Source organism: Streptomyces sp. YPW6, assembly GCF_018866325.1.
Taxonomy (GTDB): domain Bacteria; phylum Actinomycetota; class Actinomycetes; order Streptomycetales; family Streptomycetaceae; genus Streptomyces.
In genome coordinates this window covers 6,554,450-6,578,643 of sequence record NZ_CP076457.1, presented here as the reverse complement: position 1 = coordinate 6,578,643, position 24,194 = coordinate 6,554,450, and the positions used below count along the sequence as shown (strand labels likewise).

Sequence of the window (24,194 nt, the reverse complement as noted above, 5' to 3'; positions counted from 1 at the left end):
TGATGGCGCGACCCCGCTCGACGACTGGAGGACGCAAAGGTGCCAAAGGTCGAGTCTAAAGGCCGCAGGACGGTCGGGGCGCCCGTGGGCCGCTCACGCCAGGTAGGCGGGCATGCTCACGGGCAGAATAAATCGGAACTCGGCTCCGCCGCCGGGCCCCCGGTCGACGGTGATGGTGCCGCCGTGGGCCTCGACGATGCCCTTGACGATGTAGAGGCCCAGGCCCGTGCCGCCGCGCTTGCTGCCCCGCCAGAAACGGGTGAAGACGCGGCTCATCGACTCCTCGGGGATGCCGGGGCCTTCGTCGCTCACGGTGACAGCCGTTCCCGTCTCGTCGTCGGCGCCCGGCGCGGGTGCCGGGGCGATCTCAATGGTGACGGTTCCCTCGCCGTGGCGCACCGCGTTTTCCAGGAGGTTGCCGAGGACCTGGTCGACCTTGTCCGGGTCGGCCCACAGGTCGGGCAGCGGTCCGCGGGTGCGGACGAGGAAGCGCTCGGCGGCCTGTCCGCCGGTGATGAGCGCCTGGATGTGCCGGGCCACGGCGGCGGAGATGTCGACGGGCTGGCGGCGCAGCTCCAGGCGTCCGGAGTCGATGCGGGAGATGTCTAGCAGTTCGGCGATGAGCCGGGTGACCCGGCCGGCGTCGGCGTCGACGGTCTCCAGCATGAGCCGCTTCTGGTCGTCTGTGAACCGCTCCCACTTGGCGAGCAGCGTGGCGGTGAACCCTTTGACGGAGGTCAGCGGGGAGCGCAGCTCGTGGGCGACGGTGGCGATCAGCTCGGCGTGGCTGCGTTCGGTACGCCGACGGGCCTCGGTCCCCCGCAGGCAGACCACGACCCGGCGGACCGAACCGGTCGGGTGCTCGCGGACGTAGCGGGCGGAGACCAGCACCTCACGGCCGCCGGGCAGCAGCAGATTGCGCTCCGGCTGGCCGTTGCGGGTGGCGAGACCGCCGTACGGATCGGTCAGCGGCCACCAGCGCTTCCCCTTGAGGTCCTCCAGCGGAAGGACGGCGTCCAGTGGACGGCCGATCGCGTCGGCGCGGGAGGTGGCGGTGATCCGGGCGGCGGCGGTGTTGAAGCAGACGACGTGTCCGCGCTCGTCGGCGACGACGAGACCGTCGGGAAGGTCGTCCGGGTCGAGGCCGCCGACGAGGCCGTCCGGACCGGCCCCAGGACCGGCCGGCGCCTCGGCCGCGGTGCGCACGGCGGTGGTGCGCGCCGGTCGCGGCGAGCTCATGCCGACAGCCATCTTCCCGTATCCCCACCTCTCGAACAGGTGCAGTGGGCCCCCGAGTTCGTCACCCTACTAGCCGTCGGCGAACCGGCGACACCCTGTGGGGGCGCGGAGGGGAGTGCGCCGGTGGAAGGGGGCGCGGGATTGGCCGGGACCGGGTGCTGACGGGCCGTGAGGACGGCGCTCGCGCTACGCGCCGGGGGCGCGCCGCGGACGCTGCGCGCGGGCGGAGGCGTAGAGGCAGACGGCGGCCGCGGTGGCGAGGTTGAGGCTCTCCGCCTTGCCGTGGATGGGGACGCGGACGACGGCGTCGGCGAGCGCCCGGGTCTCCTCGGGAAGCCCCCAGGCTTCGTTGCCGAAGACCCAGGCGGTGGGGCCGCCCATGGTGCCCGCGTCCAGCTCGTCGTCCAGATCGTCGGTCCCGGCCCCGTCGGCGGCGAGGATCCGCACCCCGGTGTCGCGCAGGCCCTGGACGGCCTGGTCGACGGGGACGCCGACGGCGACGGGGAGGTGGAAGAGCGAACCGACCGAGGCCCGTACGGACTTGGGGTTGTAGAGGTCCACGGAGGCGTCGGTGAGGATCACCGCGTCCGCGCCCGCGGCGTCCGCGCAGCGCAGGACCGTACCGGCGTTCCCGGGGTCGCGGACGTTGGCCAGAACGGCCACCAGGGTGGGCCGGGCGTCCAGGATCTCCTGGAAGGGGGAGTCCAGGAAGCGGCAGACGCCGATGAGGCCCTGCGGGGTGACGGTCTGGGAGACGTCGGCGAGGACGTCGGCGTCGGCGAGGTGGACCCGGGCGCCCGCCGTGTGGGCGGCCTCGACGATGTCGGCGTACCGGTCGGCGGCCTCGGGGGTGGCGAAGAGTTCGATGAGGGTCGGCTCACCGTCGCCGCCCCGGTGGGCGGCGGCCTCGCGCACGGCCTGGGGCCCCTCGGCGATGAACCTGCGCTCCTTGCCCCGGAAGTTGCGGCGGGCCAGCCGGCGGGCGGCGGCGACGCGCGGGGAGCGCGGGGAGATCAGTTCGGGGGTGCCCATGGTCGGCGGCGAGCCTCTCTGCGTACGGCTGTGGCGGGGTGGGTTCGGAGGGTGTCCGGCGGATCGCGGCGTGGTCCCGGCCGCGGTCCGGACGGAAGGCCCTGCGCGGGGGCAACGCACCGGACCCGCAGACGGCGTGCGCCTGCGGGTCCGGTTCACGTACCTACCTGGAAGGGGGTGCCTGGATCAGGCGGCCTTCGGGGCGTTGACGTCGCTCGGGAGGGCCTTCTGGGCGACCTCGACGAGGGCGGCGAACGCGTTGGCGTCGTTGACCGCGAGCTCGGCCAGGATCTTGCGGTCCACCTCGATGTTGGCGGCCTTCAGACCCTGGATGAGGCGGTTGTACGTCATGCCGTTCTGGCGGGCAGCGGCGTTGATGCGCTGGATCCACAGCTGACGGAAGTCGCCCTTGCGCTTCTTGCGGTCGTTGTAGTTGTAGACCAGGGAGTGGGTGACCTGCTCCTTGGCCTTGCGGTACAGGCGCGAACGCTGACCGCGGTAACCGCTGGCCTGCTCGAGAATCGCCCGGCGCTTCTTGTGGGCGTTGACTGCCCGCTTGACGCGTGCCACTTGTTAACTCCTTGTAGCGGGGCCGTGGGTGTCTTCACACGGCCCGGAAACGAATCGGTCCCGGTCTGATCGAGGTCGCGCCTCCGGGGTGAGCCGGAGGCCGGGCCTCACTTGCCGAGAAGCTTCTTGATCTTCTTGGCGTCGGCCGGAGCCACGACGACCGTGCCGGTCAGCGAGCGGGTCTTCTTGGACGACTTGTGCTCGAGCAGGTGGCGCTTGCCGGCCCTCTCGCGGAGCACCTTGCCGGAGCCGGTGATCTTGAAGCGCTTGCTGGCACCGCTGTGCGTCTTGTTCTTCGGCATCGCGCCGTTCTCTCCTCGTCAGTGGCGCCCCTCACGGTGCGGAGCACCGGACTGCAGGGGCGTCAGATCTCTATGGGTTCCGGGATGACCCGGGGGCGCCTGGGTGGCGGCCCCCGAAGGTCACGCCTCGGAAGGTGTGTCGGCCGGAGCCTCGGCGCTCTCGGAGGCGTCGGAGGAACTCTGACGCCCCGCCTTGCGGGCGGCCTGGGCCTCACGGGCCTCGGCCATGGCTTCGGTCTTCTTCTTGTGCGGGCCCAGAACCATGATCATGTTCCGGCCGTCCTGCTTCGGGTTGGACTCGATGAAGCCCAGGTCCTCGACGTCCGCAGCGAGACGCTGAAGGAGTCGGAAGCCCAGTTCGGGGCGGGACTGCTCACGACCACGGAACATGATCGTGATCTTGACCTTGTCACCCTGCTTGAGGAACCGGACGACGTGACCCTTCTTGGTGTCGTAGTCGTGCGGGTCGATCTTCGGCCGGAGCTTCATCTCCTTGATGACCGTGTGCGCCTGGTTCTTGCGCGCCTCACGGGCCTTCATGGCCGACTCGTACTTGAACTTGCCGTAGTCCATGAGCTTGCACACGGGCGGACGGGCTGTCGCCGCCACCTCGACCAGGTCGAGGTCGTACTCCTGTGCCAGTTCCAGGGCCTTGGCAAGCGGAACAATCCCGACCTGCTCGCCGCTGGGACCGACAAGTCGGACCTCGGGAACACGAATCCGGTCGTTGATGCGGGGCTCGGCGCTGATGGATCCTCCTCAGTAGCACCACGCGACCGCCTGGCGGACAGCCGCGTAACGTCTTATAACGTCAAGACCAACCGCGCCGGAACCGCAAAAATGCCCCGGACGGGACACAAGGCGAGGCTCCAGGAACTACCGGAACACCGCCGCGGTGAACCGCGGGGCTATCGGGCGGGCCCATCGTCCGTACGGAACGATGGTCTCCGCCTGACCGGTGACCCGCCGTCCTTCACGGACGGCCAGGTGGGAGATCGGAGCCTCCACTTGTGGGCCGGGCACATGCATGTCCGGCCGGTCGTTCTCCCAGACTACCGCACGATCCCCGGCGGCCGCACCACGGCGGCCGGCGGGACGCCCGCGGACGGGAGGGCGGTGGCCTGGCCTTATCGTGTGGGCATGAGCGACGCGACCCCCAGCACTGAGAACCCCGGCTTCGACGACATGGCCCGCGACATCGCGGAGGTCCCCGCGGTCGAGGTGATCGTGACGGTCGCCGTCAACCTGATGAGCGCGGCCGCCGTGAAGCTCGGCCTCACCGAGGAGGGCGAGCAGCACATGGACCTCGACGAGGCCCGCAAGCTGGTCCAGGCGCTGGCCGGGCTGCTGGACGCGAGCGCCACGGAGATCAGCACCTTCCACGCCTCGCCGCTGCGCGACGGCCTGAAGTCGCTCCAGCTGGCCTTCCGCGAGGCCTCGCTGGTGCCGGACGAGCCCGGCCACGGCCCGGGCGAGAAGTACACCGGTCCCGTCTACGGCTAGCCGCCCCTCCCCCGTACGCCAGGGAGCCCGCCGCCCCCCGTGGGGCGGCGGGCTCCCGCGCGCGTGCGGGCCACGGGTCCTCAGATGGCGTCCTCGGTCTCCTCGGGCAGGACGTTGGGGAAGGGATGGGTGAGCCGGTGGGCGTAGGCCGCGATCGCTCCGCCGACCAGCGGCGCGACGATGAACAGCCAGAGCTGGGAGAGGGCGGCGCCGCCCGCGAAGAGCGCCGGGCCGAAGCTGCGCGCGGGGTTGACCGAGGTGCCGGTGAGCGGGATGCCGACCAGGTGGATCGCCGCGAGCGCGAGGCCGATGGGCAGCCCGTCGAAGCCGGTGACCGCGACCTTGTGGGTCACCGCCAGGACCACGTAGACGAGCAGGAACGTCAGGACGACCTCGGCGAGGAAGGCGCCGCCGATGTTGATGCCGACGGCCGACCGGTCGCCGTAGCCGTTCGTACCGAACTCGCCGCTGGTCTCCAGACCGGGGATCTGCTTCGCCAGCAGGAACAGCAGGGCCGATCCGACGATCGCGCCGAGGAACTGCGCCACCCAGCGCTCCGCGGCCGAGCGGATGTCGATGCGGCCGGCCATATACATGCCCAGCGTCACCGCCGGATTGACGTGGCAGCCGGAGATCGGGCCGAGCGCGTAGGCCAGCGCGAGGAGGGTGAAGCCGAAGGTGAGGGCGATGCCCACCGTGCCGAGGTATTCGACGGCGACCACCGCGGACCCCACGGCGAAGAACACCAGCAACAGGGTGCCGAGAAACTCTGACGCCACGATCCGCTTCTGCATGGAACCACCTCGCGATGTCGTCCGGTACGTCGGATTCATCCGATTTTCCCGACAATTCTCACGGTGCTGGGCGCCGAGCGCTCGTCGGACCGGGCAGGGCTCGACGCTCAGCGGGCGAAGAGAGGCTCTCCCGGCATGGCCGTCCCGGCGGGGAGAAGAGCCAGATCCAGGCCGCTGACGAGCCGGGCCCGCAGCACCTCGCTGGCCGACAGGGCCTGTGCGACGCGCCGGGCCGCTTCGGCGGGCACCGCGTCCGGGGCGAGGACGAGCGCGAGGGTGCCGTCCGCACTGCCGGGGCCCAGGTGGGCGCGGACCACGGCGGGGTCGGCGGCCACGATCTCCCGTACGGCCTCGATCACGGCGGGGTCCCGGAGCGGGTCGGTGCTGGTGCGGTTCTCGGCCAGCGCCAGGAGCGCCTGCCCGCTCAGCTCGAACGCGACGGGCCCGGCGAGGTCCAGCACGACGGTGTCGGCCTTCTCGTGGGCGGCGGCCTGGAGCGCCTGGTGCAGCGGTACGGCGACGGGGCGGGCCTCGGGGTCCCAGAGCGCCAGCGAGGCGGTCGAGGTGAAAGCGGGGAGCGCGCGGCGGTCGCCCGCCTTCAGGGTGGGGACCGCCATGTCGCTGGTCTTCTCGCGCCGCAGCCCCTGCTCGTCCTCCTCGACCTCGCCGAGGACGGCGACGACGGGCACCAGGAGCCGGGCGTCCCGCAGGGCCGTGAGAACGGGGCCGACGGCACTGCGGTCCCGGGACCAGGCATCGAGTGCCCTGGTCAGGGCCGGGGAGGCCGAGCCGTCGTCATCGGAGAAACCGGGGTCCGGGATGTTCTTGAGCTCCACGGGACGAGGGTAGTGCCTGGGAGTCGGCGCCCCGGCGGTCGGGCTCGGTGTACGCCGGAGGGGCGACGGCGCTCAGCGGCTGCCGGGGGCGTTCCGGCCGCGCCACAGGACGACGGCGGCGGCCAGCAGTGCCGCGCCCAGGCCGCCGGCGAGCGGGGCGGCCCGGTCGGCCGCTCCTCCGGCGGTACGGGGCGGGGTCGGGCCGGCGCCGAAGTACCGCCCCCGGTGCCCGGCCGGTGCGGCCTGGGCGTCCAGGTCCGCCGGGCGCAGCCGGGCACCCGCCTCGATGGCCTCCGCGGGGTCGACGATGCCGTAGCCACGGGCGTCGTCGCGGCCCTGTGCGGGGCCGTCGCGGGCGGTGTCGGCGAGGAGCTTCTTGATCTGGGCCGGTGAGAGACCGGGGTGGGCGGCACGGACCAGGGCGACCGCGCCGGAGACGAACGCGGCGGCGGCGGAGGTGCCCCACTCGATGTAGTAGCGCCCGTCCGGGTTGGCGACGACGATGTCGACGCCGGGGGCGCTGACGGTGGCGTACCAGCGGCGGGTGGAGAACGAGGCGTGGGTGCCGTACTCGTCGACGGCGGCGACCGCGATGACCCCCGGGTAGGCGGCGGGGTAGGAGATCCGGTCCCCCTTCTCGCCGCCGTTGCCCGCCGACGCGACCACGGGGACGCCCTTGGACAGGGCGTACTGGATGGCCGCGTCCTCGCCGGGGTCCGGGTGGGCGGACTTGCTGTCGTCGCCCAGGGAGAGGTTGATGACGTCGGCGCCGTTGTCCGCGGCCCAGCGGATGCCGTCGGCGAGGGCGGCGCCCCGGGTCTTGCGGGCCTTGGCGCGGGCCGGGTCCTTGGATTCGAGGATGACCCGCACCGGGAGGATCCGGGCTTCGGGGGCGATGCCGAGGACGCCGTCGGTGCGGCCGGGACCGCTGCCGCGTCCGGCGATGATCCCGGCCATGGCGGTGCCGTGCAGGGCCCAGGAGGAGTCGCCGCGGCCGGCGCCGAAGCCGACGAGGTCCTTGCCGGGGAGCACCTGGCCCGTGAGGTCGGGGTGGGCGTCGTCGACCCCGGTGTCCAGGACGGCGACGGTGACGCCCGCGCCCCGGGTGGTCTGCCAGGCCCGGTCCGTGTGCAGGGCGTCCAGGGCCCACTGCTGGTCGCGGATGGCGTCGGCGTGGGCGGGCCCGGCGGGGGTGAGGACGAGGACGGCGGCGGCGCAGACCGCGGCGAGGGCCCGGCGGGGTCGTCGGGTCATCCGGGCTGCTCCGTGAGGTCGGCGACGGCTGTGCGCAGTCCGCGTTCCACCCGGTCCGCGATGCCTTTCGCCTCGTGGCCGAGCCCGGCCTGGGCGACGTCCGTCCCGGCGCCGGAGGCCATGGCGTCGGCGGCCGGCTGCGGTTCGGCGACGGCGCGGCCGTCCGCGAAGCCGGAGACGGCGAGGACGACGACCGGGATCTCGGTGAGCGGGTTCACCGTCCAGCTCGCGCGCTGCGCGTCGCCGAAGGGGGCGGCGGGGGTGCCCTCGGGGGCGTAGGTGCGGGGCAGGAGGTCCTTGCGCGCGCCGAGCCTCTGCTCGGTGAACCGGGTGCGCAGGGCCTGCATGCCGGAGGGGTCGGCCTCGGTGAAGACGAGGCCGACGGTGGTGACGGCGGAGCGGGTCGCGTCGGTGTAGGTGGCACGCACCAGCCGCTCGCAGCCCACGGACCGGAGCGTGGTGAGGAGCAGCGGGTCGAGACCGTCGGCGCAGGGGCTGTCGGCGGCCACGGCGACCCGGTTCCAGGTGCGGTCGGTGCCCCCGGGGCCCGCGCCCCGGCCCTTCAGGGTGCGCGGAAACAGTGTGTCGACGGGGACGCTGTGCCAGGCGGCGCGGGCGGCGGTGTAGGGGCTCCGGGTGGTCCCGGCCGAGGAGTCGCCGGTCAGCCAGGCGCCGGTGGCGGCCCCGCCGATCAGCCCGAGGCCGAGGACGACGCAGACGGCGGCCGCTGCCGTCCGCCACCGCCGCCGGGGCCGGACCGGGCGCAGCCGGGTGGTGGTCTCGGCGGGGGTCTCGGGGAAGCCGTGGCGGACGGGCGTCCGGTAGCCGCCGGCGGGCGGCACAACGGCCCCCGGCACGAGCGCCGGGCCGACGGCCCCGACGGGACCACGCCGGGAGACGGGGGCCCCCGGGGCCGGGTCGGTGCTGGGCGGTCCCGGGTGCGAGGGGGCGGGCACGGGAGGCGGCGGAGGTGAGGCGGGTGGTGGGGGCGAGGAGCTCACGGGAGCCTGCGGGGGCGCGGGCGTCGTGCTGACCTCGGGCCGCCGGGCGGGCGGGGCCTGGCGGCCGGTGGCGGGCGTTGGGCTCACGGGAGCCTGCGGAGGCGCGGGAGCCCCTGGGGCGCGGGCGTCGCGCTGGCCTCGGGCCGCCAGACGGGCGGAGCCTGACGGCCGGCGGCGGGCGTCGGGCTCACGGGAGCCTGCGGAGGCGCGGAAGCCCCTGGGGCGCGGGCGTCGCGCTGGCCTCGGGCCGCCAGACGGGCGGAGCCTGACGGCCGGCGGCGGGCGTCGGACTCACGGAGCGGTCGGGGTGCTCGGCGGGCGGACCAGGGCGCGTCGGGCCCATGGCGGGCGAGGCGGGACGCTCGGCGCGCGGGCCGGGGTGCGCAGAGCTCGCGGCGGGCGGACCAGGGCGCGTTGAACCCGCGGCGGGCAGGCCGGAGCGAGTCGGGCCCATGGCGGGCGGGACGGGACGCTCGGCACGCGGGCCGGGGTGCGTGGAGCCCGCGGCGGGCGGACCGGAGTGCGGCGCGGCTGCCTGCCGGTGCGACGCGCCCTGCTGGGTGAAGGCCGCCGGTGGGCCGGGGCGGTCCGACGGCGCGGACGCCGCGCTGGGCGCCGGAGGCGTCGCGGCTCCCCCGGCTCCGGACACCGGAAGGGCCGCGGAGGCGGGAGCTCGATGAGCCGGGGGTGCCGGGGCCGGAGGTGCCGGGGCAGCCGGTGTGACGGGCGCGGGCGGTGACGGGGGCTTCGCGGGCGTGGGAGCGGGCGGGGCGGTCGGGCGGGGCGGGACAGGAGCGCGCTGCGCTTCGGTACTCATCCGGCCCCCTGCTGACACATCCTCGTACCGACCACGGATCACCGCCGCTGACAGGCCCGTTGGTGCTCGCGTGCAGGTCACTCTACGGGCTGCGGACGGACCGCGGGGAACGGGACGGTCCGCCCGCGGAGGATCTGTCCCGATCGTCCCCCTACCCAGCCGTAGCGGCTCTCTGGCAAGCTGCGGCCATGACTGCCCGCGCCGCTGACCGGACCCGCTACAACCGGGCCACCGCCCATCTCGACGCCCCGATCGCCATCGTGGACCTGGAGGCGTTCGACGCCAACGCCGACGATCTGGTGCGGCGGGCGGCGGGGAAGCCGGTCCGGGTGGCGAGCAAGTCGGTGCGGTGCCGGGCGCTGCTGGAGCGGGTGCTCGCGCGCCCCGGGTTCGCCGGGATCATGTCGTTCACGCTCGCGGAGTCGCTGTGGCTGGCGCGGGCCGGGTTCGAGGACGTCCTGCTGGCGTATCCGTCGGCGGACCGGGCCGCCTTCGCGGAGCTGGCGGCCGATCCGAAGCCGGCCTCGGCCGTGACCGTGATGGTGGACGACCCCTCCCAGCTGGAGCTGATCGACGCCTCCCGGGCCGGTGGGCGCGAGGAGATCCGGGTCTGCCTGGAGCTGGACACCTCGCTGCGGATGCTGGGCGGCCGGGTGCGGATCGGGGCGCTGCGGTCGCCGCTGCGCTCCCCCGCCCAGCTCGCCGAGCTGGCCCGCTCGGTGACGCGCAGGCCCGGCTTCCGGCTGGTGGGGCTGATGGCGTACGAGGGCCACGTCGCCGGGGTCGGGGACGCGGTCGCCGGGCGGCCGCTGCGGTCCCGGGCGATCCGGCTGATGCAGGCCGCCGCCCGCAAGGAGCTCGCGGTGCGCCGGGCCGAGGTGGTCAGGGCGGTCAGGGCGGTCGCGCCGGAGCTGGAGTTCGTCAACGGCGGTGGCACGGGCAGTGTGCAGCACACGGCGGCCGAGAGCGCGGTGACGGAGATCGCCGCCGGTTCGGGGCTGTACGTGCCCCGGCTCTTCGACAACTACACGTCCTTCACCGCCCGGCCGGCCGCGCTGTTCGCGCAGCCCGTGGTGCGTCGGCCCGGTGTGGGCGTGGTGACGGTGCTCGGCGGCGGCTATCCGGCGTCCGGGGCGGCCGGGGCGGACCGCTCGCCGGTGCCGTATCTGCCGGAAGGGCTGCGCTACGACCCGCAGGAGGGCGCGGGCGAGGTGCAGACCCCCCTGCTGGGCTCCCCCGCCGACGATCTGCTGATCGGCGACAAGGTCTGGTTCCGGCACGCCAAGGCCGGGGAGCTGTGCGAGCGCTTCGACACGCTGCACCTGATCGAGGGCGACCGGGTCACGGCGGACGTTCCGACGTACCGGGGCGAGGGGCGGACCTTCCTCTGACCGCGCCCGCTCCGCCCCGGCGCCCGGTCAGGCGCTGATCGGCGCACCCACGCCTCCGCCGGCCGCGCTGTCGCCGCGGTGGTCCCGCGTGCCCGGGGTCAGGTGCTGCGGCCGGTCAGGGACAGCAGATCACGGGCGGGTCCGGTGGGGCGGTGGCCGCCGGGCCAGACGGCGCGCAGCTGGCGGCGCAGCCGTACGCCCGCGACCGGGACCTTGACGAGGCGGCGGGAGGACAGCTCCTCGCCCAGGGCCAGTTCGCTCAGGACGCAGGGGCCCGCGCCGCTCTCGGCCGCGCCCTTGACCGCCGTGGTGGAGGAGAGTTCCAGCAGCGGCCGGGCGAGGCCGCCGTGCACGGCGAGCGCGGCGTCCAGGACCTGGCGGGTGCCGGAGCCGTGTTCGCGCAGGATCAGCGGGGTGGCGGCGAGTTCGCCGGGCAGCAGCGGGGCACGGCGGCGGGCCCAGGCATGGGTGGGGGCGACCACGACGACGAGGCGGTCGTGGGCGATGACCGTGCCGTCCAGGCCCTCCGGTGTCGACAGGCCCTCGACGAAGCCGAGGTCGGCCTCGCCGGTGACCAGGCGGCGGGCGACGGTGGCGGAGTTGCCGACGAGGAGCGAGACCGCGGTGTCCGGGCGCTCACCGCGCAGGGCGATCAGCCAGCCCGGCAGCAGGTATTCGGCGATGGTCATGCTGGCGGCGACCCGCAGCCGGGAGTCGCGGCGGTCGCGCAGTGCCTGCGTGCCCGCGTCGAAGGCCTCGGCCGCCTCGACGACCCGGCGCGCCCAGTCGGTGACCAGCGCGCCCGCGTCGGTGAGCCGGGAACCGCGCGGGGAGCGGTCCAGCAGGGCGACGCCGAGCTGCCGTTCCATGGAGCGGACGCGGCTGGAGGCGGCGGGCTGCGTGATGCCCAGGTCGCGGGCGGCTCGGCCCAGGCTGCCGTGCCGGGCGACCGCGAGCAGCAGTTCCAGCGCCCCGAGGTCGGGGACCCGGTGGGACAGGGGGACGGGGGGCGCCTGAGGCTCGTCGCCGGTCATAAAGTCAGCTTATGACCTCATAGGGGAGCGGTCCCTGGTGGGGGTGGGAGCACCCGCGAAGAATCGTGGCATGGCCATCTTTCCGCAGACCCGGGCACCCGTTCAGCCGTCCTCCGGCACCGCAGAGCCGGTGGCCGCGCATCCGGAGCGGCCACCGGCCCTGCGGCACATCGGCCCGAACTGGTACGCCGTCGTCATGGGCACCGCGATCGTCGCGGGGGCGGGGGCCGCGCTCCCCGTCCACGTCCCCGGCCTGCGGGCCGCGGTCACGGTCGTGTGGGCGGTGTCCGTGCTGCTGCTGGCCGCCGTCCTGGCCGCCCGGGCCGGGCACTGGCTCCACCACCGCGACCAGGCCCGCGCCCACCTGCTGGATCCGGCCGTGGCCCCGTTCTACGGCTGCCTGGCGATGGCGCTGCTGGCCGTCGGCGGGGCCACCCTGACGGTGGGCGTGGACGTGATCGGCGCCCGGGCCGCGCTCGCGGCGGACGTGGTGCTGTTCGTGGCGGGTACGGCGGTGGGGCTGGCCGCCGCCGTCGTGGTGCCGTTCCTGATGGTCGTACGCCACCGCCCCGCGCCCGGGACCGCGTCGCCGGTCTGGCTGCTGCCGCTGGTCGCCCCGATGGTGTCGGCCTCGCAGGGTGCGCTGCTGGTGCCGCACCTGGGGTCCGGGCAGGGGCGCGAGGCTCTCCTGCTGGCCTGCTACGCGATGTTCGGGCTGTCGTTGCTGGCCACGCTGGTGGTGCTGCCGCTGGTCTTCGGGCGGCTGGTCCACCACGGTCCGCTGCCGCTCGCGCTGACCCCGACGCTGTTCCTGGTGCTGGGGCCGCTCGGGCAGTCGACCACCGCCGTCAACCAGCTGGCCGACGTCGCCCCGGGGGCGGTCGCGGCCCCCTACGCCTCGGCGTTCGGGGCGTTCGCCGTGCTGTACGGGGTGCCGGTGATGGGCTTCGCGCTGCTGTGGCTGGCCCTGGCGGTCGCGATGGTGGTGCGGGCGGCCCGGAACGGGATGGGCTTCGCGATGACGTGGTGGGCGTTCACCTTCCCCGTCGGTACGTGTGTGACGGGGGCGGCGGGGCTGGCGCGGCACACCGGCCTGGACGCGCTGACCTGGCTCGCGGTGACGCTGTACGCGTTCCTGGCCGTGGCGTGGGCGGCGGCCGGGACGCGCACGGCGCGGGGGCTGTTCAGCGGAGCGCTGACGGCAGCACCCGTGCCGCCTCGGCCAGCGACGGCCCGTACCAGGTGAGCAGCCGCCCGTCGACGAGCGCGGCGGGCAGGGCGGGGAACGCCTCGGGCCCGTCGTCGGCGGTGAAGCGGTAGGGCTCGTCGGGCAGCACGACCAGCTCGGCCCCGGAGGCGTTGAGCTCGTCGAGCGGGATGCGCGGGTAGCGCTCGGGGTGGCCCGCGTACACGTTGCGGACGCCGAGGCGGGCGAGGAGGTCCCCGGCGAAGGTGTCGTGGCCCAGCACCATCCAGGGCCGGCGCCAGACCGGTACGACCGCGGGGCGGGGGCCCTCCGGGGGCGCGGGCAGGGCGGCCCAGGCGGCTTCGGCCTCGTCGAGCCAGGCCGGCCGGTCGAGCCCGCAGCCGCCGACGAGGACGCGGTGGAGTTCGGCGAAGGCCTGGTCCAGGGTGCGGACCTCGGTGACCAGGACGTCGAGCCCGGCGGCCCGGAGCGCGTCGAGGTCGGGGGCCCGGTTCTCCTCCTCGTTGGCGATCACGAGGTCGGGGGCGAGGGCGGCGATCGCGGCCACGTCCGGGTTCTTCGTGCCGCCGATCCGGGCGGCGGCGAGGTCCGCGGGGTGGCTGCACCAGTCGGTGACGCCGACGAGCAGCCCGGGGCAGGTGACCGCGACGGCCTCGGTGAGCGAGGGGACCAGGGAGACGACGCGCGCGGGCACTGCGGTCCTCCCCCTCAGCGGCGCGGGTCGAAGGTGGCGTCGATGTGCTCGGCCACCGAGACGACGAGGAGCCTGGTGCCGGGCACGGTGGCGCGCCAGCGGTGGCGGACCCCGCCGGAGAGGAACAGGGTGTCGCCGCTCTCCAGCCGGTGCGCCTGCCCCTCCGCCTCCACGTCGACGGCGCCCGCGACGACGTACATCAGCTCGTCGTTGCGGTGCTGGAACTCGCGGCCGAGGTCCGGTTCGCCGGAGAACTCCAGGGCGCTGAGCTGGTGGCGGCCGCGCACCAGGCGGCGTACGCCCTCGCCCTCCTCGCCCCGGACGACGTCCACGGCGCGTGCCGAGTCGGCGGCGGCGTGGAGCTTCCCGGTGGTGGTCTCCAGCGCTTCGGCGACCCGGTCGAGGGAGCGGGCGCTGGGGCGGGCCCGTTCGTTCTCGATCTGGCTGAGGAAGGGCACGGACAGCCCGCTGCGCTCGGCGACCGCGGCCAGCGTGAGGCCGAGGGTTCGGCGTCGACGCCGGACCGCGGCGCCCACCCGCGGTGTGTCCTTGTCGTCCATCTCCGAAGCTCCCTCCCGCCCCCGCCCATCCTCGCGGTTGCGAGCACCTTACGCACATGGTTGCGCACGACGTCCGGAAAACGACCTCCGGGCAGCCGGAAAGGGGTGGCCCCGCCCGAAGGCGGGGCCACCCCTTTCCTGCCGGTGCTTTCGTGCCCGTGGTCCCTACCGGGGAGCCATGGTGTCCGCGATGCCCGGGTTGTCGTCCATCCAGGCCTTCACGGCTTCCTCCTCGTGACCCGCGCCGCGCTTCTGGATCTCGTTCTCCAGTCCGCCGAGCTGTGCCTCGGTGAGCTTGAAGTCCTTGAACCACTTCGTCAGCTGCGGGTACTGCTGCGGGAAGTCCTTGGAGGCGATGGTGTGCAGCCGGTCGCCGTCCCCGAACGTCTTCTTGGGGTCCTTGAGCTTGGTCATGCCGAACTCGTTGTACGCCCAGTGGGGGGTCCACAGCAGGACCGCGACGGGCTCCTTCTTGGCGTACGCGCGCTTCAGCTCGGCCAGCATGCCCGGCGTGGAGGAGTCGAGGACGTCGAACTCCTTGTCCAGGCCGTACTGCGGCAGGACGTTCTTCTTGAGGTTCTCCATGGCGGCGGCGCCGGGCTCGATGCCGACGATCCGGCCCTGGAAGTCGGCCCCCTTGCCCTTCAGGTCCGCCAGCGACTCGACGTCCTTGACGTAGTCGGGGACGGCGACCTCGACGGAGGTCGGCCCGTACCAGGAACCGATGTCGGTGAGCTGGTCACCGTACTTGTCCCAGTAGTTCTTCTGGGTGTACGGCAGCCAGCCGTCGAACTGCACGTCGATCTGACCGCGGGACATCGCGGCGTACATCGGCCCGACGTCGAACTGCTTGAGGTTGATCGTGTAGCCGCGCTCCTCCAGGACCGCCTTCCACAGGTACGTGGCGGCGATGTCCTCCTCCCACGGGAACCAGGCGACCTCGACCGGGCGCTTGCGCTCGTCGCCGGCCGCGGCCGCCCCCTTGTTCCCGGGTGCGGGAGCCCACGTGTCGACGACGCCGGAGTTGTCCTTCAGCCAGGTGCGGACGGCCTGCTGCTCCTTGCCGGAGCCGGCCTTCTGGATCTCGGCCTCCAGGCTGGTGAGCTGGTCCTCGGTCATCTCGAAGCTCTTCAGCCACTGGGCGACCTCGGGGTTGTCCTGCGAGAAGCCCTTGCGCGCGAGGGTGTGGATGCCGTCGCCCTTGCCCCACAGGCCCTTGGGGTCCTTGAGCTTGGTGAGGTCGAACTGGTTGTACGCCCAGTGCGGCGACCAGAGCGGAACGACGATCGGTTCCTTCTTGGCGTACGCGCGCTTCAGCTCGGCCAGCATGGACGGGGTGGAGCCGTCGATCAGCTTGTACTCCTCGTCCAGGCCGTAGCCCGGCAGGAGCTTGTCCTTGAGCAGGCCCATCTCACCGGCGCTCGGCTCGATGCCGACGATGCGGCCCTGGAACTCGGAGGCCCGGCCCTTCAGGTCCTCCATGGACGTGATGTCCTTCATGTACGCGGGGACGGCCAGCTCCAGGGAGGTCGGGCCGAACCACGAGCCCATGTCCTCCAGCCGGTCCTGGTACTTCTCCCAGTAGCTGGCGTGGGTGACCGGCAGCCAGGAGTCGGTCTGGAAGTCGATCTGCCCGTTGGCCATGCCGGTGTACAGCGCGCCGGCCTCGTACTGCTTGACGTCGACCTCGAAGCCGCGCTGCTCCAGCATCTCCTTCCAGAGGAACGTGGAGGCGATGCCCTCGTCCCACGGGATGTAGCCGATGCTGATCTTCTTGCCGTCGCCGATCCGCGCGTCCTTGCCGGCGGTGTCGTCCTGGGAGCCGCCGAAGACGCTCATGCCGCCCGCGACGAGGGCGAGGGCGACGATGGCCGCGACCGCGACCACGGGCTGCGGGCGGTAGGTCCAGATCCTCCAGCCCTCGGCCATCGCACGGGCCTTGGCGACCGCGCGGCGGCCCAGCGGGGAGACCACGGTGCCGAGCGCGCCGGTCATCCGGTCCAGGTACATGGCGAGGATGACGATGGAGATGCCCGCCTCGAAGCCGAGACCGACGTCGACGTTGCCGATGGCACGGTAGACGGAGCCGCCGAGGCCGCCGCCGCCGACCATGCCCGCGATGACGACCATGGACAGGCCGAGCATGATGACCTGGTTGATCCCGGCCATGATCGTGGGCAGCGCGAGGGGCAGCTGGACACGCAGCAGGGTGTTGCGCGAGGTGGTGCCGAAGGCCTCGGCCGCCTCCACGAGCTCGCCGTCGACCTGGCGGATGCCGAGTTCGGTCATCCGGACGCCCGGGGGCAGCGCGAAGATGATCGTGGCGATGATGCCGGGGACCACGCCGACGCCGAAGAAGATGACACCGGGGATCAGGTAGACCATGGCGGGCATGGTCTGCATGAAGTCCAGGACCGGCCGGACCACCGCGCTGACCGCCTTGGACCGGGAGGCCCAGATGCCCAGCGGTACGGCGATGACCAGGGTGACGAGGGTCGCGACGAGCACCAGGGTGAGGGTGTCCATCGCCTCGTCCCACAGTTCGACGGAGTCGATGAGGGCGAATCCGACGAAGGTGAGGAGGGCGGCGGGCAGGCCGCGCAGCCACCAGGCGATGACGGCGACGATGCCCGCGAAGAGCAGCGGCGCGGGGGCGGACAGGACGGCGGCTATGCCGTCGAACATGCCGCCGACGATCGAGCTGATGGCGTCGAAGAGCCAGACGAGGTGGGTCTGCAGCCAGTCGACCGCGGAGTCGACCCACTCGCCGAGGGGAAGCCTAAACACCGGCCACCTTCTTCACGTCGGCACCGGCCGCGGGCGCGGTGTCACGGGGGGCTTCGGCCGGGGCCATCGGCTCACCGAGGACGGCGAGCAGCCGGGAGCCGGGAACGACGCCGACGAGCTTGCCCTGGGCGTCGGTGACGGCGACCGGGTCCGGGCTCTGCGAGCAGAGCGCGAACAGGTCGATGATCGGCGTGGACTCGGCGACCGCGGCGGGGGCGGCGTCGAGCACGTCCTGCGGCGTGCGCAGTTCGCTGCCGTCCGCGGCCTTGCCGCCCATCACGGTGTGCGGCTCGGCCATGATCGCGCCGGCGGTGAGCACCCGGGAGCGGTCGACGTCCTGGGTGAAGGAGGCGACGTAGTCGTTGGCCGGGGTGACGAGGATGTCCTCGGCGCTGCCGAGCTGGACGATCCGCCCGTCGCGCATCACGGCGATCCGGTCACCGAGGCGCATGGCCTCGTTGAGGTCGTGGGTGATGAAGACGATGGTCTTCTTCAGCCGCTTCTGGAGCTCCAGGAGCTGGTCCTGCATGTCACGGCGGATCAGCGGGTCGAGCGCGCTGAAGGACTCGTCCATGAGCAGCAGGTCGGCGTCGGTGGCCAGGGCGCGGGCGAGGCCCACGCGCTGCTGCATACCGCCGGACAGCTCGTCGGGCCAGGACTTCTCCCAGCCTTCGAGGCCGGTGAGCCGCAGCGCCTCGGCGGCGCGCACCTCGCGCTCCTCGCGCGAGACGCCCTGGACCTCCAGGCCGTACGCGGCGTTCTCCAGGACGCTCCGGTGGGGGAAGAGCGCGAAGTGCTGGAACACCATGCTGATCTTGGTGGAGCGGACGTCGCGCAGCTCGCGGGGGGTCAGCGCGGTCAGGTCCTGGCCGTCGAAGAGCACCCGGCCCGCGGTGGGGTCGAGGAGGCCGTTGAGCATCCGCAGCAGGGTGGACTTGCCCGAGCCGGACAACCCCATGACGACGAAGATCTGGCCCGGCTCGACGGTGAAGGAGGCGTCGATCACCGCTGCGGTCGTTCCGTCGGCGCGCAGTTCGTCGCGGTCCGCGCCGCTCTCCAGTTTCCCCACGGCTTCATCGGGTCGTCTGCCGAACACTTTGTACAAGTGCTCGGCTTGCAGCCTGGACACATACACCTCACGCGTTGAACCGAAAAAACGGTCTGCCACCCCCGCCGGCAGACCGTGGAGCGATGCGGGTTCTGTCCGCGTGGCACATGCACTGGTTGAAACTGCGACATGGTCCGCTCCGGTGGCGCGCATGCCCGCGCTTACACAGCCCAAACACGACCGTGACCCACGTCACCGGCCCGCGACGGAGCGCGGGTAAGCGGTTACCGGGAGCGACTGTCGGCGGAGTGGGGCATCATCGGGTCCGTGACGCGACGCCTGATGCTCCTCGACACCGCATCCCTGTACTTCCGTGCCTACTTCGGGGTGCCCGATTCGGTGCGCGCGCCGGACGGCACACCGGTGAACGCCGTGCGCGGCCTGCTCGACTTCATCGGCCGCCTGGTGCACGACCACCGGCCGGACGAACTGGTCGCCTGCTGGGACAACGACTGGCGTCCGCAGTGGCGGGTCGACCTGATCCCGACGTACAAGGCGCACCGGGTCGCCGAGGAGACGCCCGCCGGGCAGGCGGACGAGGAGGAGGTCCCCGACACGCTGTCGCCGCAGGTCCCGGTCATCGAGGACGTCCTGGCGGCGCTCGGGATCGCCCGGGTCGGCGTCACACCGTACGAGGCGGACGACGTCATCGGCACGCTCACGGCGCGGGCCGAGGGCCCGGTCGACATCGTCACCGGTGACCGCGACCTGTATCAGCTGGTCGACGACGCCCGCCGGGTGCGCGTGCTCTACCCCCTCAAGGGCGTCGGCACGCTCCAGGTGACCGACGAGGCGTGGCTGCGCGAGAAGTACGGCGTGGACGGCGCGGGGTACGTCGACCTGGCGCTGCTGCGCGGCGACCCGAGCGACGGGCTTCCGGGCGTCCCCGGCATCGGCGAGAAGACGGCGGCGAAGCTGCTGGACACGTACGGCGATCTCGACGGGATCATGGCGGCGGTGGACGATCCGAAGGCGAAGCTGACCCCCTCGCAGCGCAAGCGACTGGACGCGTCGCGGGCCTATGTCGCCGTCGCGCCGAAGGTGGTCCGGGTGGCCGGGGACGTGCCCCTGCCCGACTTCGACCCGGCCCTGCCGCGCGAGCCGCGCGATCCTGCCGCACTGGAGGCGCTGGCACGGCAGTGGGGGCTGGGTGGCGCGATCCAGCGCCTGTTGAGCGTCCTTCAGCACTGAGGGGTCGACCGGGACACCGGCCGGGGTGTTAACTTAGGCATACCTAAGTCTTCGATCCAGGGAGTACCTCGTGGCAGAGCGGCCGGCCCGGCAGGCACCCAAGGCCCAGGGGGCGCAGGTCGTGCGCACCGAGCAGATCACGCCGCACATGGTGCGGGTGGTCCTCGGCGGCGAGGGGCTCGCGGACTTCTCCCTCGCCGGCTTCACCGACCACTACATCAAGCTGTGCTTCGCACCCGAGGGCGCGGACTACGCGCACCCGTTCGACATGGCGGCCGTCCGGGAGTCGTACCCGCGCGAACTGTGGCCCACCACGCGTACGTACACGGTGCGCTCCTGGGACCCGGTCGCCCGGGAGATGGCCGTCGACTTCGTCGTGCACGGCGACGAGGGCCTGGCGGGACCGTGGGCGCAGCGGGCGCGGGCGGGCGACCAGGTGACCTTCCTCGGCCCCGGCGGCGGCTACGGCCCCGACGCCTCGGCGGACTGGCACCTGCTGGCCGGCGACGAGAGCGCGCTGCCGGCGATCGCGGCGGCGCTGGAGCAGATGCCCGCGGGCGCGCTGGTGCACGCCTTCGTCGAGGTGCCGGACGCCTCGGAGGAGCAGAAGATCGTGACGCCCGACGGGGTGGCGGTGACCTGGCTGCACCGCGGCGACCGGCCCGTCGGCGAGCTGCTGACCGCAGCCGTGAAGGAACTGGACTTCCCCGAGGGCGAGGTCCAGGCGTTCGTGCACGGGGAGGCGGGCTTCGTGAAGGAGATCCGCCGCCACCTCCGCATGGAACGGCAGATCCCGCTGTCGCAGCTGTCGATCTCGGGCTACTGGCGCCTCGGGCAGAACGACGACGCCTGGCGCGCGGTGAAGCGCGAGTGGAACGAGCAGGTGGAACGCGAGCAGGAAAGCGGCACGCAGGCCGCTTGACGGCCCCGGGCGGCGTCCTGACCTCGCGACGCCCTGCCCGCGCGACGTCGGCACCGCTGAGGCATCGCCCCCGAGGGTCCGGCCACCGGGCCCCGGCCGCCGGGCTCCGGACGACTGACCCGTCACGTCGCCCGCCGCCCCGGGAGAGGACCGCCGACCTCCGGGCCGAGCCGGCCCCGGGGCCCGGCCGCCGCAGGTCGCGGGCCGGGCTCTCCGCCCGGCAGACGGCCGCCGACGGTCGGGCCGGCCCTGACGTCAGGCACCCGGAGCGCCCACCTCCGGCCCCCCGGCACCCGTCGGCCCCACCGGCCCCGACAGGTGTTCCGGCGATTCGAAGCGCCGGAAGGAGGCGTCGATGTGGGCCAGCCTCCGCAGCGCGCCGAACATCGCCTCGCCGAGGACGGTCCCCACCACGACGCTCTCGACCAGGTCCTCGCGCGCCACCCGCCGCTGCACGTAGTCGAGATCGGCACGGGCGACCGGTTCGGCGGCGTCCGCGTAGACGTCCAGCAGGTCGGCGTACCCACCGTGCCCGGCCCTGCGCAACGCGCACAGCACCCCCGCCAGCGACTCGGCGGCGGGACACCGCTCGTCGGCCTGCCAGCCGCGTCGCCGCACCAGCTCGGCCACCTCCTCGCGCGCGTCCTCCAGTTCGGGCCCCGCCGCCTCCCCTCCGGTCGGCGTGACGCGGTCCGCCGCGGCCCCCAGCACCTCGTGCACCGGCTGCCCGGGGTCGTCCATGGCCTCCAGGACCTCGCCGATGGCGGCGAGCGAGAGGCCGCCGACATCCAGTAGGGCCCGGATCAGACGCAGTCTCCGTTCGTGCCCGGGGCCGTACTGCGCCTGGTTCGGGCTCGTCAACTCCCCCGCGGCCAGAAGCCCTTCTCGCAGGTAGTACTTGATCGTCGGCACCGGAACCCCGGACCTGCGACTCAATTCACCGATACGCACCGCGCGTTCGCCTTTCCGCCCTTGCCAGAAACCGCCCCCATCATAGATAGTCCCCCTATCGGATAGCGGACAGCACGGCTATCCATATGAATCATCGGCACAGGGGGTCCCTCATGTCGTCATGGCGCACCTGGCATCGTCCCTTGGTCGTCTTCTCCGCCGCGATGGCCGCTCTCGCGGTGGCCTCCGCCGTCGGCCTCGTGGTCGACGACCGGGTTCTGGCCGGAGCGCCGATCTGGGCGAAACCGTTCAAGTTCAGCGTGTCCTTCGTCGCGTACTGCCTGACGCTGGCCTGGATGCTGACGCTCCTCACGCACGGGCGACGGATCGGCCGGTGGGCGGGGCACGCCGTCGTGCTGACGGGGCTGACCGAGATGGTGATCATCACCGTGCAGGTCGTCCGCGGGAAGCGCAGCCACTTCAACACCGCGACCGCCTTCGACACGGCACTGTGGAACGCGATGGGGCTGACCATCGTCGTGCTGTGGGCGGCCACCCTGGTGATCGCCGTCCTGCTCCTGCGCGCCCGCGTCCCCGACCGCCCGACCGCCCTCGCCGTCCGGGGCGGGCTGCTGATCGCCCTGGCCGGCGCGGCTCTCGGGTTCCTGATGACGCTGCCGAGCGAGAGCCAGCGGGCCGCCGGGGATCTCGACGCCGCCGAGACGATCGGCGCGCACTCCGTGGGCGTACCGGACGGCGGACCGTCGATGGCCCTGACCGGCTGGTCGACGACCGGCGGCGATCTGCGGGTCCCGCACTTCGTGGGCATGCACGCCCTCCAGCTGATCCCGCTCCTCCTGATGGCGCTGGTGCTGCTCGCGCCCCGCCTCGCGACGCTGCGCGACGCCGGGGTACGGCTGCGTCTCGTCCGGGTCGCCGTCGGCGGATACGCGGCGCTCGTCGCGCTCATCACCTGGCAGGCACTCCGCGGCCAGCCCCTGGTCCATCCCGACGGGATCACGCTGGCCGCCGCCGGAGCGATCCTCGCGGCGACGGCGTACGGCGCCTGGAGGGCGCTACGCCTGGCCGACCCCGCCGCCCCGTCCCGTACCGCCGCCGAACAGGAGCCCGTGGCATGACCGCTGCACTCTTCGAGATCACCTTCTATCTGGCCGCCCCCTTCTGGCTGCTGATGATCTTCGCCCCGACCTGGTCCGGCACCGCCCGCGTCGCCGCGTCGCCGCTGACCGTGCTGCCGCTGCTCGCCGTCTACACCACCCTGGCCGTCCCGGTGTTCCCGGAGCTCTGGACGGCGGTCAGCGACCCGGACATCGACACCTTCCGCGATCTGGCGGCACTGGCAGACGGGGCGGGCGCCCTCTGGGCGCAGGTGATCGCCTGGGACCTCCTGGTCGGCCAGTGGATGTACCTCCAGAGCCGCGAGCTGGGGCTCTCGCCGCTGCTGACGGGCCCGCTGCTGGTGCTGACGATCCTGCTGTCGCCCTTCGGTCTGCTGGTCTTCCTCGCCGTGCGTGCCGTCCGTCTGCGGCGGCGCGAACCGGTCCCCGGCTGAGTCGGCGCACCCTCCCGGACCCGGGGTCTGGCAAGATCGCGGACACTCGACCAATCCACATGGCGTCCGGCTCCGAATGAAGTGCGGAACCGACGATCGCCCCGGAAGGAACCCGCGTGAAGGAAGCCGTACACATCAGTGGGGTGCCCTCACCCGGTCCCGATCTCCAGGAACTCCTGGTGCGGGTCGCGCGGGGCGACCAGGAAGCGTTCGCCTCGGTGTACGACGCGGTGAGCGGGCCCGTGCTCGGTCTGGTGCGCAGCGTGCTGCGCGACCCCGCGCAGTCGGAGGAGGTCGCGCAGGAGGTGCTGGTGGAGGTGTGGCGCACCGCGCCCCGCTTCCAGGCCTCCCGGGGCAGCGCGATGAACTGGGTGCTGACCCTGGCCCACCACCGGGCCGTCGACCGGGTCCGCTCGGCCGAGGCCGCCGCCGCCCGGGAGCACAAGGCGGCACTGCTGGAGCGGACGCCCGCCTTCGACGAGGTGTCCGAGCAGGTCGAGACCCGGTTGGAGAGAGAACAGGTGCGGCGGTGCATGCGCACCCTGTCCGAGCTGCAAAGGGAGTCGGTGACCCTCGCCTACTACCGGGGCCTGACCTACCGTGAGGTCTCCGAACTCCTCTCCGTGCCGCTGGGCACCATCAAGACACGACTCCGCGACGGCCTCATCCGGCTGCGCGACTGCCTGGGGGTGAGCGCATGAGCACGGCCGAACTGCACACGCTGACCGGGGCCTACGCCCTGCATGCGCTGCCGGAGTCCGAACAGCGGGCGTTCGAACGGCATCTGGAGGACTGCGAGGCCTGCACCCAGGAGGTGCGGGAGCTGTCGGCCACCGCCGCCCGGCTCGGACTCGCCGTCGCCGAGACCCCGCCGCGCGACCTGCGCGACAGGGTGCTGCGGGAGATCACGACCGTACGCCAGGAGGCTCCGGCGCACGGCAGGCGCGAACGGACCGGCGGGCGGGGGCGCACCGGACGGTGGTACGGCTACGCGCTCGCCGCCTGCGTCGCGGCGGCCGCCGCGTTCGGCGGGGTCGCGGTCTGGCAGAACCAGCTGGCGCAGGACGCGCGCCAGGAGGCGAACCAGGCCCAGCGGCAGAACGAGGAGCTGGCACAGGTGCTCTCGGCCCCGGACGCGAGGACCTCGTCGGGCGAGCTGACGGGTGGGGCGCGCGGCACCGTCGTCGTCTCGCAGAGCCAGAACCGCGCGGTGTTCCTGGCCTCGGGGATGGCACCACCGCCGAGCGGCAAGGTCTACCAGATCTGGTTCAACGACGAGGGCACGATGCGCTCGGCCGGGCTGATGGACCCGCGGGCGAGCGACGACGCGGTCCTGCTGGACGGGCCGGTGGACCAGGCGTCCGGGATGGGCATCACGGTCGAGCCCGCCGGCGGCTCCGCCGAACCGACCTCGTCCCCGGTGGCGCTGATGGACTTCCCGACCGCCTGACGTACCGCCCACGAGTACCGCAAGGGAGCACATGTTCC

General features: G+C 73.2%; 24 protein-coding genes. 9 read left to right on the top strand and 15 right to left on the bottom strand.

All coding sequences use genetic code 11. From position 1 onward, the window contains the following. Nucleotides 1–93: 93 nt before the first annotated feature. The 5 genes from KME66_RS28865 to infC all read right to left on the bottom strand — a co-directional run bounded on the left by KME66_RS28865 (nucleotide 94) and on the right by infC (nucleotide 3,893). A complete protein-coding gene (locus tag KME66_RS28865; RefSeq protein ID WP_216327624.1) occupies nucleotides 94–1,251 on the bottom strand; it encodes an ATP-binding protein in 1,158 nt (385 codons plus the stop codon). A gap of 174 nt (nucleotides 1,252–1,425) precedes the next feature. Beyond that, complete coding sequence (locus tag KME66_RS28860) at nucleotides 1,426–2,271, bottom strand: RNA methyltransferase (protein WP_073222190.1); 846 nt, start codon at nucleotides 2,269–2,271, stop codon at nucleotides 1,426–1,428. Nucleotides 2,272–2,457: 186 nt separating this feature from the next. Continuing rightward, nucleotides 2,458–2,841 carry a 50S ribosomal protein L20 gene (rplT, locus tag KME66_RS28855; protein WP_018103794.1) on the bottom strand — a complete coding sequence of 128 codons (384 nt, stop codon included), beginning with the start codon at nucleotides 2,839–2,841 and terminating at the stop codon, nucleotides 2,458–2,460. Nucleotides 2,842–2,948: 107 nt separating this feature from the next. Beyond that, a complete protein-coding gene (gene rpmI / locus KME66_RS28850; protein WP_003970213.1) occupies nucleotides 2,949–3,143 on the bottom strand; it encodes a 50S ribosomal protein L35 in 195 nt (64 codons plus the stop codon). A 120-nt stretch (nucleotides 3,144–3,263) separates the two neighbouring features. Beyond that, nucleotides 3,264–3,893, bottom strand: a complete 630-nt coding sequence (gene infC, locus KME66_RS28845; protein ID WP_216329669.1) for a translation initiation factor IF-3 — start codon at nucleotides 3,891–3,893, stop codon at nucleotides 3,264–3,266. 390 nt (nucleotides 3,894–4,283) lie between these two features. Between infC and KME66_RS28840 the strand changes: the two genes are divergently transcribed. Beyond that, a complete protein-coding gene (locus KME66_RS28840; protein WP_216327607.1) occupies nucleotides 4,284–4,646 on the top strand; it encodes a DUF1844 domain-containing protein in 363 nt (120 codons plus the stop codon). Nucleotides 4,647–4,726: 80 nt separating this feature from the next. Here KME66_RS28840 and KME66_RS28835 read toward each other — a convergent pair whose 3' ends face one another. The 4 genes from KME66_RS28835 to KME66_RS28820 all read right to left on the bottom strand — a co-directional run bounded on the left by KME66_RS28835 (nucleotide 4,727) and on the right by KME66_RS28820 (nucleotide 8,372). Beyond that, nucleotides 4,727–5,440 carry an MIP family channel protein gene (locus tag KME66_RS28835; protein ID WP_216327605.1) on the bottom strand — a complete coding sequence of 238 codons (714 nt, stop codon included), beginning with the start codon at nucleotides 5,438–5,440 and terminating at the stop codon, nucleotides 4,727–4,729. A gap of 107 nt (nucleotides 5,441–5,547) precedes the next feature. Beyond that, nucleotides 5,548–6,276 (bottom strand): SseB family protein, encoded by a 729-nt coding sequence (locus KME66_RS28830; RefSeq protein ID WP_073222179.1) that lies wholly within the window; start codon nucleotides 6,274–6,276, stop codon nucleotides 5,548–5,550. A 72-nt stretch (nucleotides 6,277–6,348) separates the two neighbouring features. After that, the gene (gene mycP / locus KME66_RS28825; RefSeq protein ID WP_216327588.1) at nucleotides 6,349–7,530 is read right to left on the bottom strand and encodes a type VII secretion-associated serine protease mycosin; all 1,182 of its coding nucleotides are present in this window, start codon (nucleotides 7,528–7,530) and stop codon (nucleotides 6,349–6,351) included. Continuing rightward, a complete protein-coding gene (locus KME66_RS28820) occupies nucleotides 7,527–8,372 on the bottom strand; it encodes a hypothetical protein (protein WP_236726338.1) in 846 nt (281 codons plus the stop codon). The genes mycP and KME66_RS28820 overlap by 4 nt, the downstream gene beginning before the upstream one ends. Nucleotides 8,373–9,536: 1,164 nt before the next feature. Between KME66_RS28820 and KME66_RS28815 the strand changes: the two genes are divergently transcribed. Continuing rightward, nucleotides 9,537–10,739, top strand: a complete 1,203-nt coding sequence (locus KME66_RS28815; protein WP_216327586.1) for an amino acid deaminase/aldolase — start codon at nucleotides 9,537–9,539, stop codon at nucleotides 10,737–10,739. A 98-nt stretch (nucleotides 10,740–10,837) separates the two neighbouring features. On the opposite strand, the gene KME66_RS28810 is transcribed toward KME66_RS28815, so the two are convergent. Then, entirely contained in the window at nucleotides 10,838–11,773 is a 936-nt protein-coding gene (locus KME66_RS28810) for a LysR family transcriptional regulator (RefSeq protein WP_216327584.1), read from the bottom strand. A gap of 70 nt (nucleotides 11,774–11,843) precedes the next feature. On the opposite strand from KME66_RS28810, the gene KME66_RS28805 reads away from it, so the two are divergent. Next, the gene (locus tag KME66_RS28805; protein ID WP_216327581.1) at nucleotides 11,844–13,019 is read left to right on the top strand and encodes a TDT family transporter; all 1,176 of its coding nucleotides are present in this window, start codon (nucleotides 11,844–11,846) and stop codon (nucleotides 13,017–13,019) included. Here KME66_RS28805 and KME66_RS28800 read toward each other — a convergent pair. From KME66_RS28800 to KME66_RS28785, 4 genes are all read right to left on the bottom strand, one after another. Further along, entirely contained in the window at nucleotides 12,958–13,674 is a 717-nt protein-coding gene (locus tag KME66_RS28800) for a helical backbone metal receptor (protein ID WP_216327578.1), read from the bottom strand. The genes KME66_RS28805 and KME66_RS28800 overlap by 62 nt on opposite strands. A 14-nt stretch (nucleotides 13,675–13,688) precedes the next feature. After that, entirely contained in the window at nucleotides 13,689–14,234 is a 546-nt protein-coding gene (locus KME66_RS28795) for a helix-turn-helix domain-containing protein (protein WP_073222161.1), read from the bottom strand. A 165-nt stretch (nucleotides 14,235–14,399) separates the two neighbouring features. Next, complete coding sequence (locus tag KME66_RS28790; RefSeq protein WP_216327576.1) at nucleotides 14,400–17,021, bottom strand: ABC transporter permease/substrate binding protein; 2,622 nt, start codon at nucleotides 17,019–17,021, stop codon at nucleotides 14,400–14,402. Further along, entirely contained in the window at nucleotides 17,014–18,150 is a 1,137-nt protein-coding gene (locus tag KME66_RS28785) for a glycine betaine/L-proline ABC transporter ATP-binding protein (RefSeq protein ID WP_073222155.1), read from the bottom strand. The genes KME66_RS28790 and KME66_RS28785 overlap by 8 nt, the downstream gene beginning before the upstream one ends. Nucleotides 18,151–18,411: 261 nt before the next feature. On the opposite strand from KME66_RS28785, the gene KME66_RS28780 reads away from it, so the two are divergent. Then, nucleotides 18,412–19,320, top strand: a complete 909-nt coding sequence (locus KME66_RS28780) for a 5'-3' exonuclease (protein WP_216329667.1) — start codon at nucleotides 18,412–18,414, stop codon at nucleotides 19,318–19,320. Nucleotides 19,321–19,390: 70 nt separating this feature from the next. Continuing rightward, nucleotides 19,391–20,242: a siderophore-interacting protein gene (locus tag KME66_RS28775; RefSeq protein ID WP_216327574.1), complete on the top strand. Its 852-nt coding sequence runs from the start codon at nucleotides 19,391–19,393 to the stop codon at nucleotides 20,240–20,242. Nucleotides 20,243–20,497: 255 nt separating this feature from the next. Here the strand turns inward: KME66_RS28775 and KME66_RS28770 are convergent, their stop codons facing one another. Further along, nucleotides 20,498–21,154, bottom strand: a complete 657-nt coding sequence (locus KME66_RS28770) for a MerR family transcriptional regulator (RefSeq protein WP_253208501.1) — start codon at nucleotides 21,152–21,154, stop codon at nucleotides 20,498–20,500. 152 nt (nucleotides 21,155–21,306) lie between these two features. On the opposite strand from KME66_RS28770, the gene KME66_RS28765 reads away from it, so the two are divergent. The 4 genes from KME66_RS28765 (at nucleotide 21,307) to KME66_RS28750 (ending at nucleotide 24,156) form a co-directional block, all read left to right on the top strand. Next, nucleotides 21,307–22,272, top strand: coding sequence for a hypothetical protein (locus KME66_RS28765; RefSeq protein WP_253208500.1), 966 nt, complete (start codon nucleotides 21,307–21,309; stop codon nucleotides 22,270–22,272). Next, nucleotides 22,269–22,706: an ABA4-like family protein gene (locus KME66_RS28760; protein WP_216327569.1), complete on the top strand. Its 438-nt coding sequence runs from the start codon at nucleotides 22,269–22,271 to the stop codon at nucleotides 22,704–22,706. The genes KME66_RS28765 and KME66_RS28760 overlap by 4 nt, the downstream gene beginning before the upstream one ends. A 116-nt stretch (nucleotides 22,707–22,822) precedes the next feature. Then, nucleotides 22,823–23,407, top strand: a complete 585-nt coding sequence (locus tag KME66_RS28755; RefSeq protein ID WP_073222133.1) for a sigma-70 family RNA polymerase sigma factor — start codon at nucleotides 22,823–22,825, stop codon at nucleotides 23,405–23,407. After that, complete coding sequence (locus KME66_RS28750; protein ID WP_073222129.1) at nucleotides 23,404–24,156, top strand: anti-sigma factor; 753 nt, start codon at nucleotides 23,404–23,406, stop codon at nucleotides 24,154–24,156. The genes KME66_RS28755 and KME66_RS28750 overlap by 4 nt, the downstream gene beginning before the upstream one ends. Nucleotides 24,157–24,194 lie beyond the last annotated feature (38 nt).

Coding starts and splice junctions, on each gene's coding strand:
- KME66_RS28865 (WP_216327624.1), bottom strand. CDS start 1,251: ATGGCTGTCGGCATGAGCTCGCCGCGACCGGCGCGCACCACCGCCGTG.
- KME66_RS28860 (WP_073222190.1), bottom strand. CDS start 2,271: ATGGGCACCCCCGAACTGATCTCCCCGCGCTCCCCGCGCGTCGCCGCC.
- rpmI (WP_003970213.1), bottom strand. CDS start 3,143: ATGCCGAAGAACAAGACGCACAGCGGTGCCAGCAAGCGCTTCAAGATC.
- KME66_RS28840 (WP_216327607.1), top strand. CDS start 4,284: ATGAGCGACGCGACCCCCAGCACTGAGAACCCCGGCTTCGACGACATG.
- KME66_RS28835 (WP_216327605.1), bottom strand. CDS start 5,440: ATGCAGAAGCGGATCGTGGCGTCAGAGTTTCTCGGCACCCTGTTGCTG.
- mycP (WP_216327588.1), bottom strand. CDS start 7,530: ATGACCCGACGACCCCGCCGGGCCCTCGCCGCGGTCTGCGCCGCCGCC.
- KME66_RS28815 (WP_216327586.1), top strand. CDS start 9,537: ATGACTGCCCGCGCCGCTGACCGGACCCGCTACAACCGGGCCACCGCC.
- KME66_RS28810 (WP_216327584.1), bottom strand. CDS start 11,773: ATGACCGGCGACGAGCCTCAGGCGCCCCCCGTCCCCCTGTCCCACCGG.
- KME66_RS28805 (WP_216327581.1), top strand. CDS start 11,844: ATGGCCATCTTTCCGCAGACCCGGGCACCCGTTCAGCCGTCCTCCGGC.
- KME66_RS28795 (WP_073222161.1), bottom strand. CDS start 14,234: ATGGACGACAAGGACACACCGCGGGTGGGCGCCGCGGTCCGGCGTCGA.
- KME66_RS28780 (WP_216329667.1), top strand. CDS start 18,412: ATGCTCCTCGACACCGCATCCCTGTACTTCCGTGCCTACTTCGGGGTG.
- KME66_RS28765 (WP_253208500.1), top strand. CDS start 21,307: ATGTCGTCATGGCGCACCTGGCATCGTCCCTTGGTCGTCTTCTCCGCC.
- KME66_RS28760 (WP_216327569.1), top strand. CDS start 22,269: ATGACCGCTGCACTCTTCGAGATCACCTTCTATCTGGCCGCCCCCTTC.
- KME66_RS28750 (WP_073222129.1), top strand. CDS start 23,404: ATGAGCACGGCCGAACTGCACACGCTGACCGGGGCCTACGCCCTGCAT.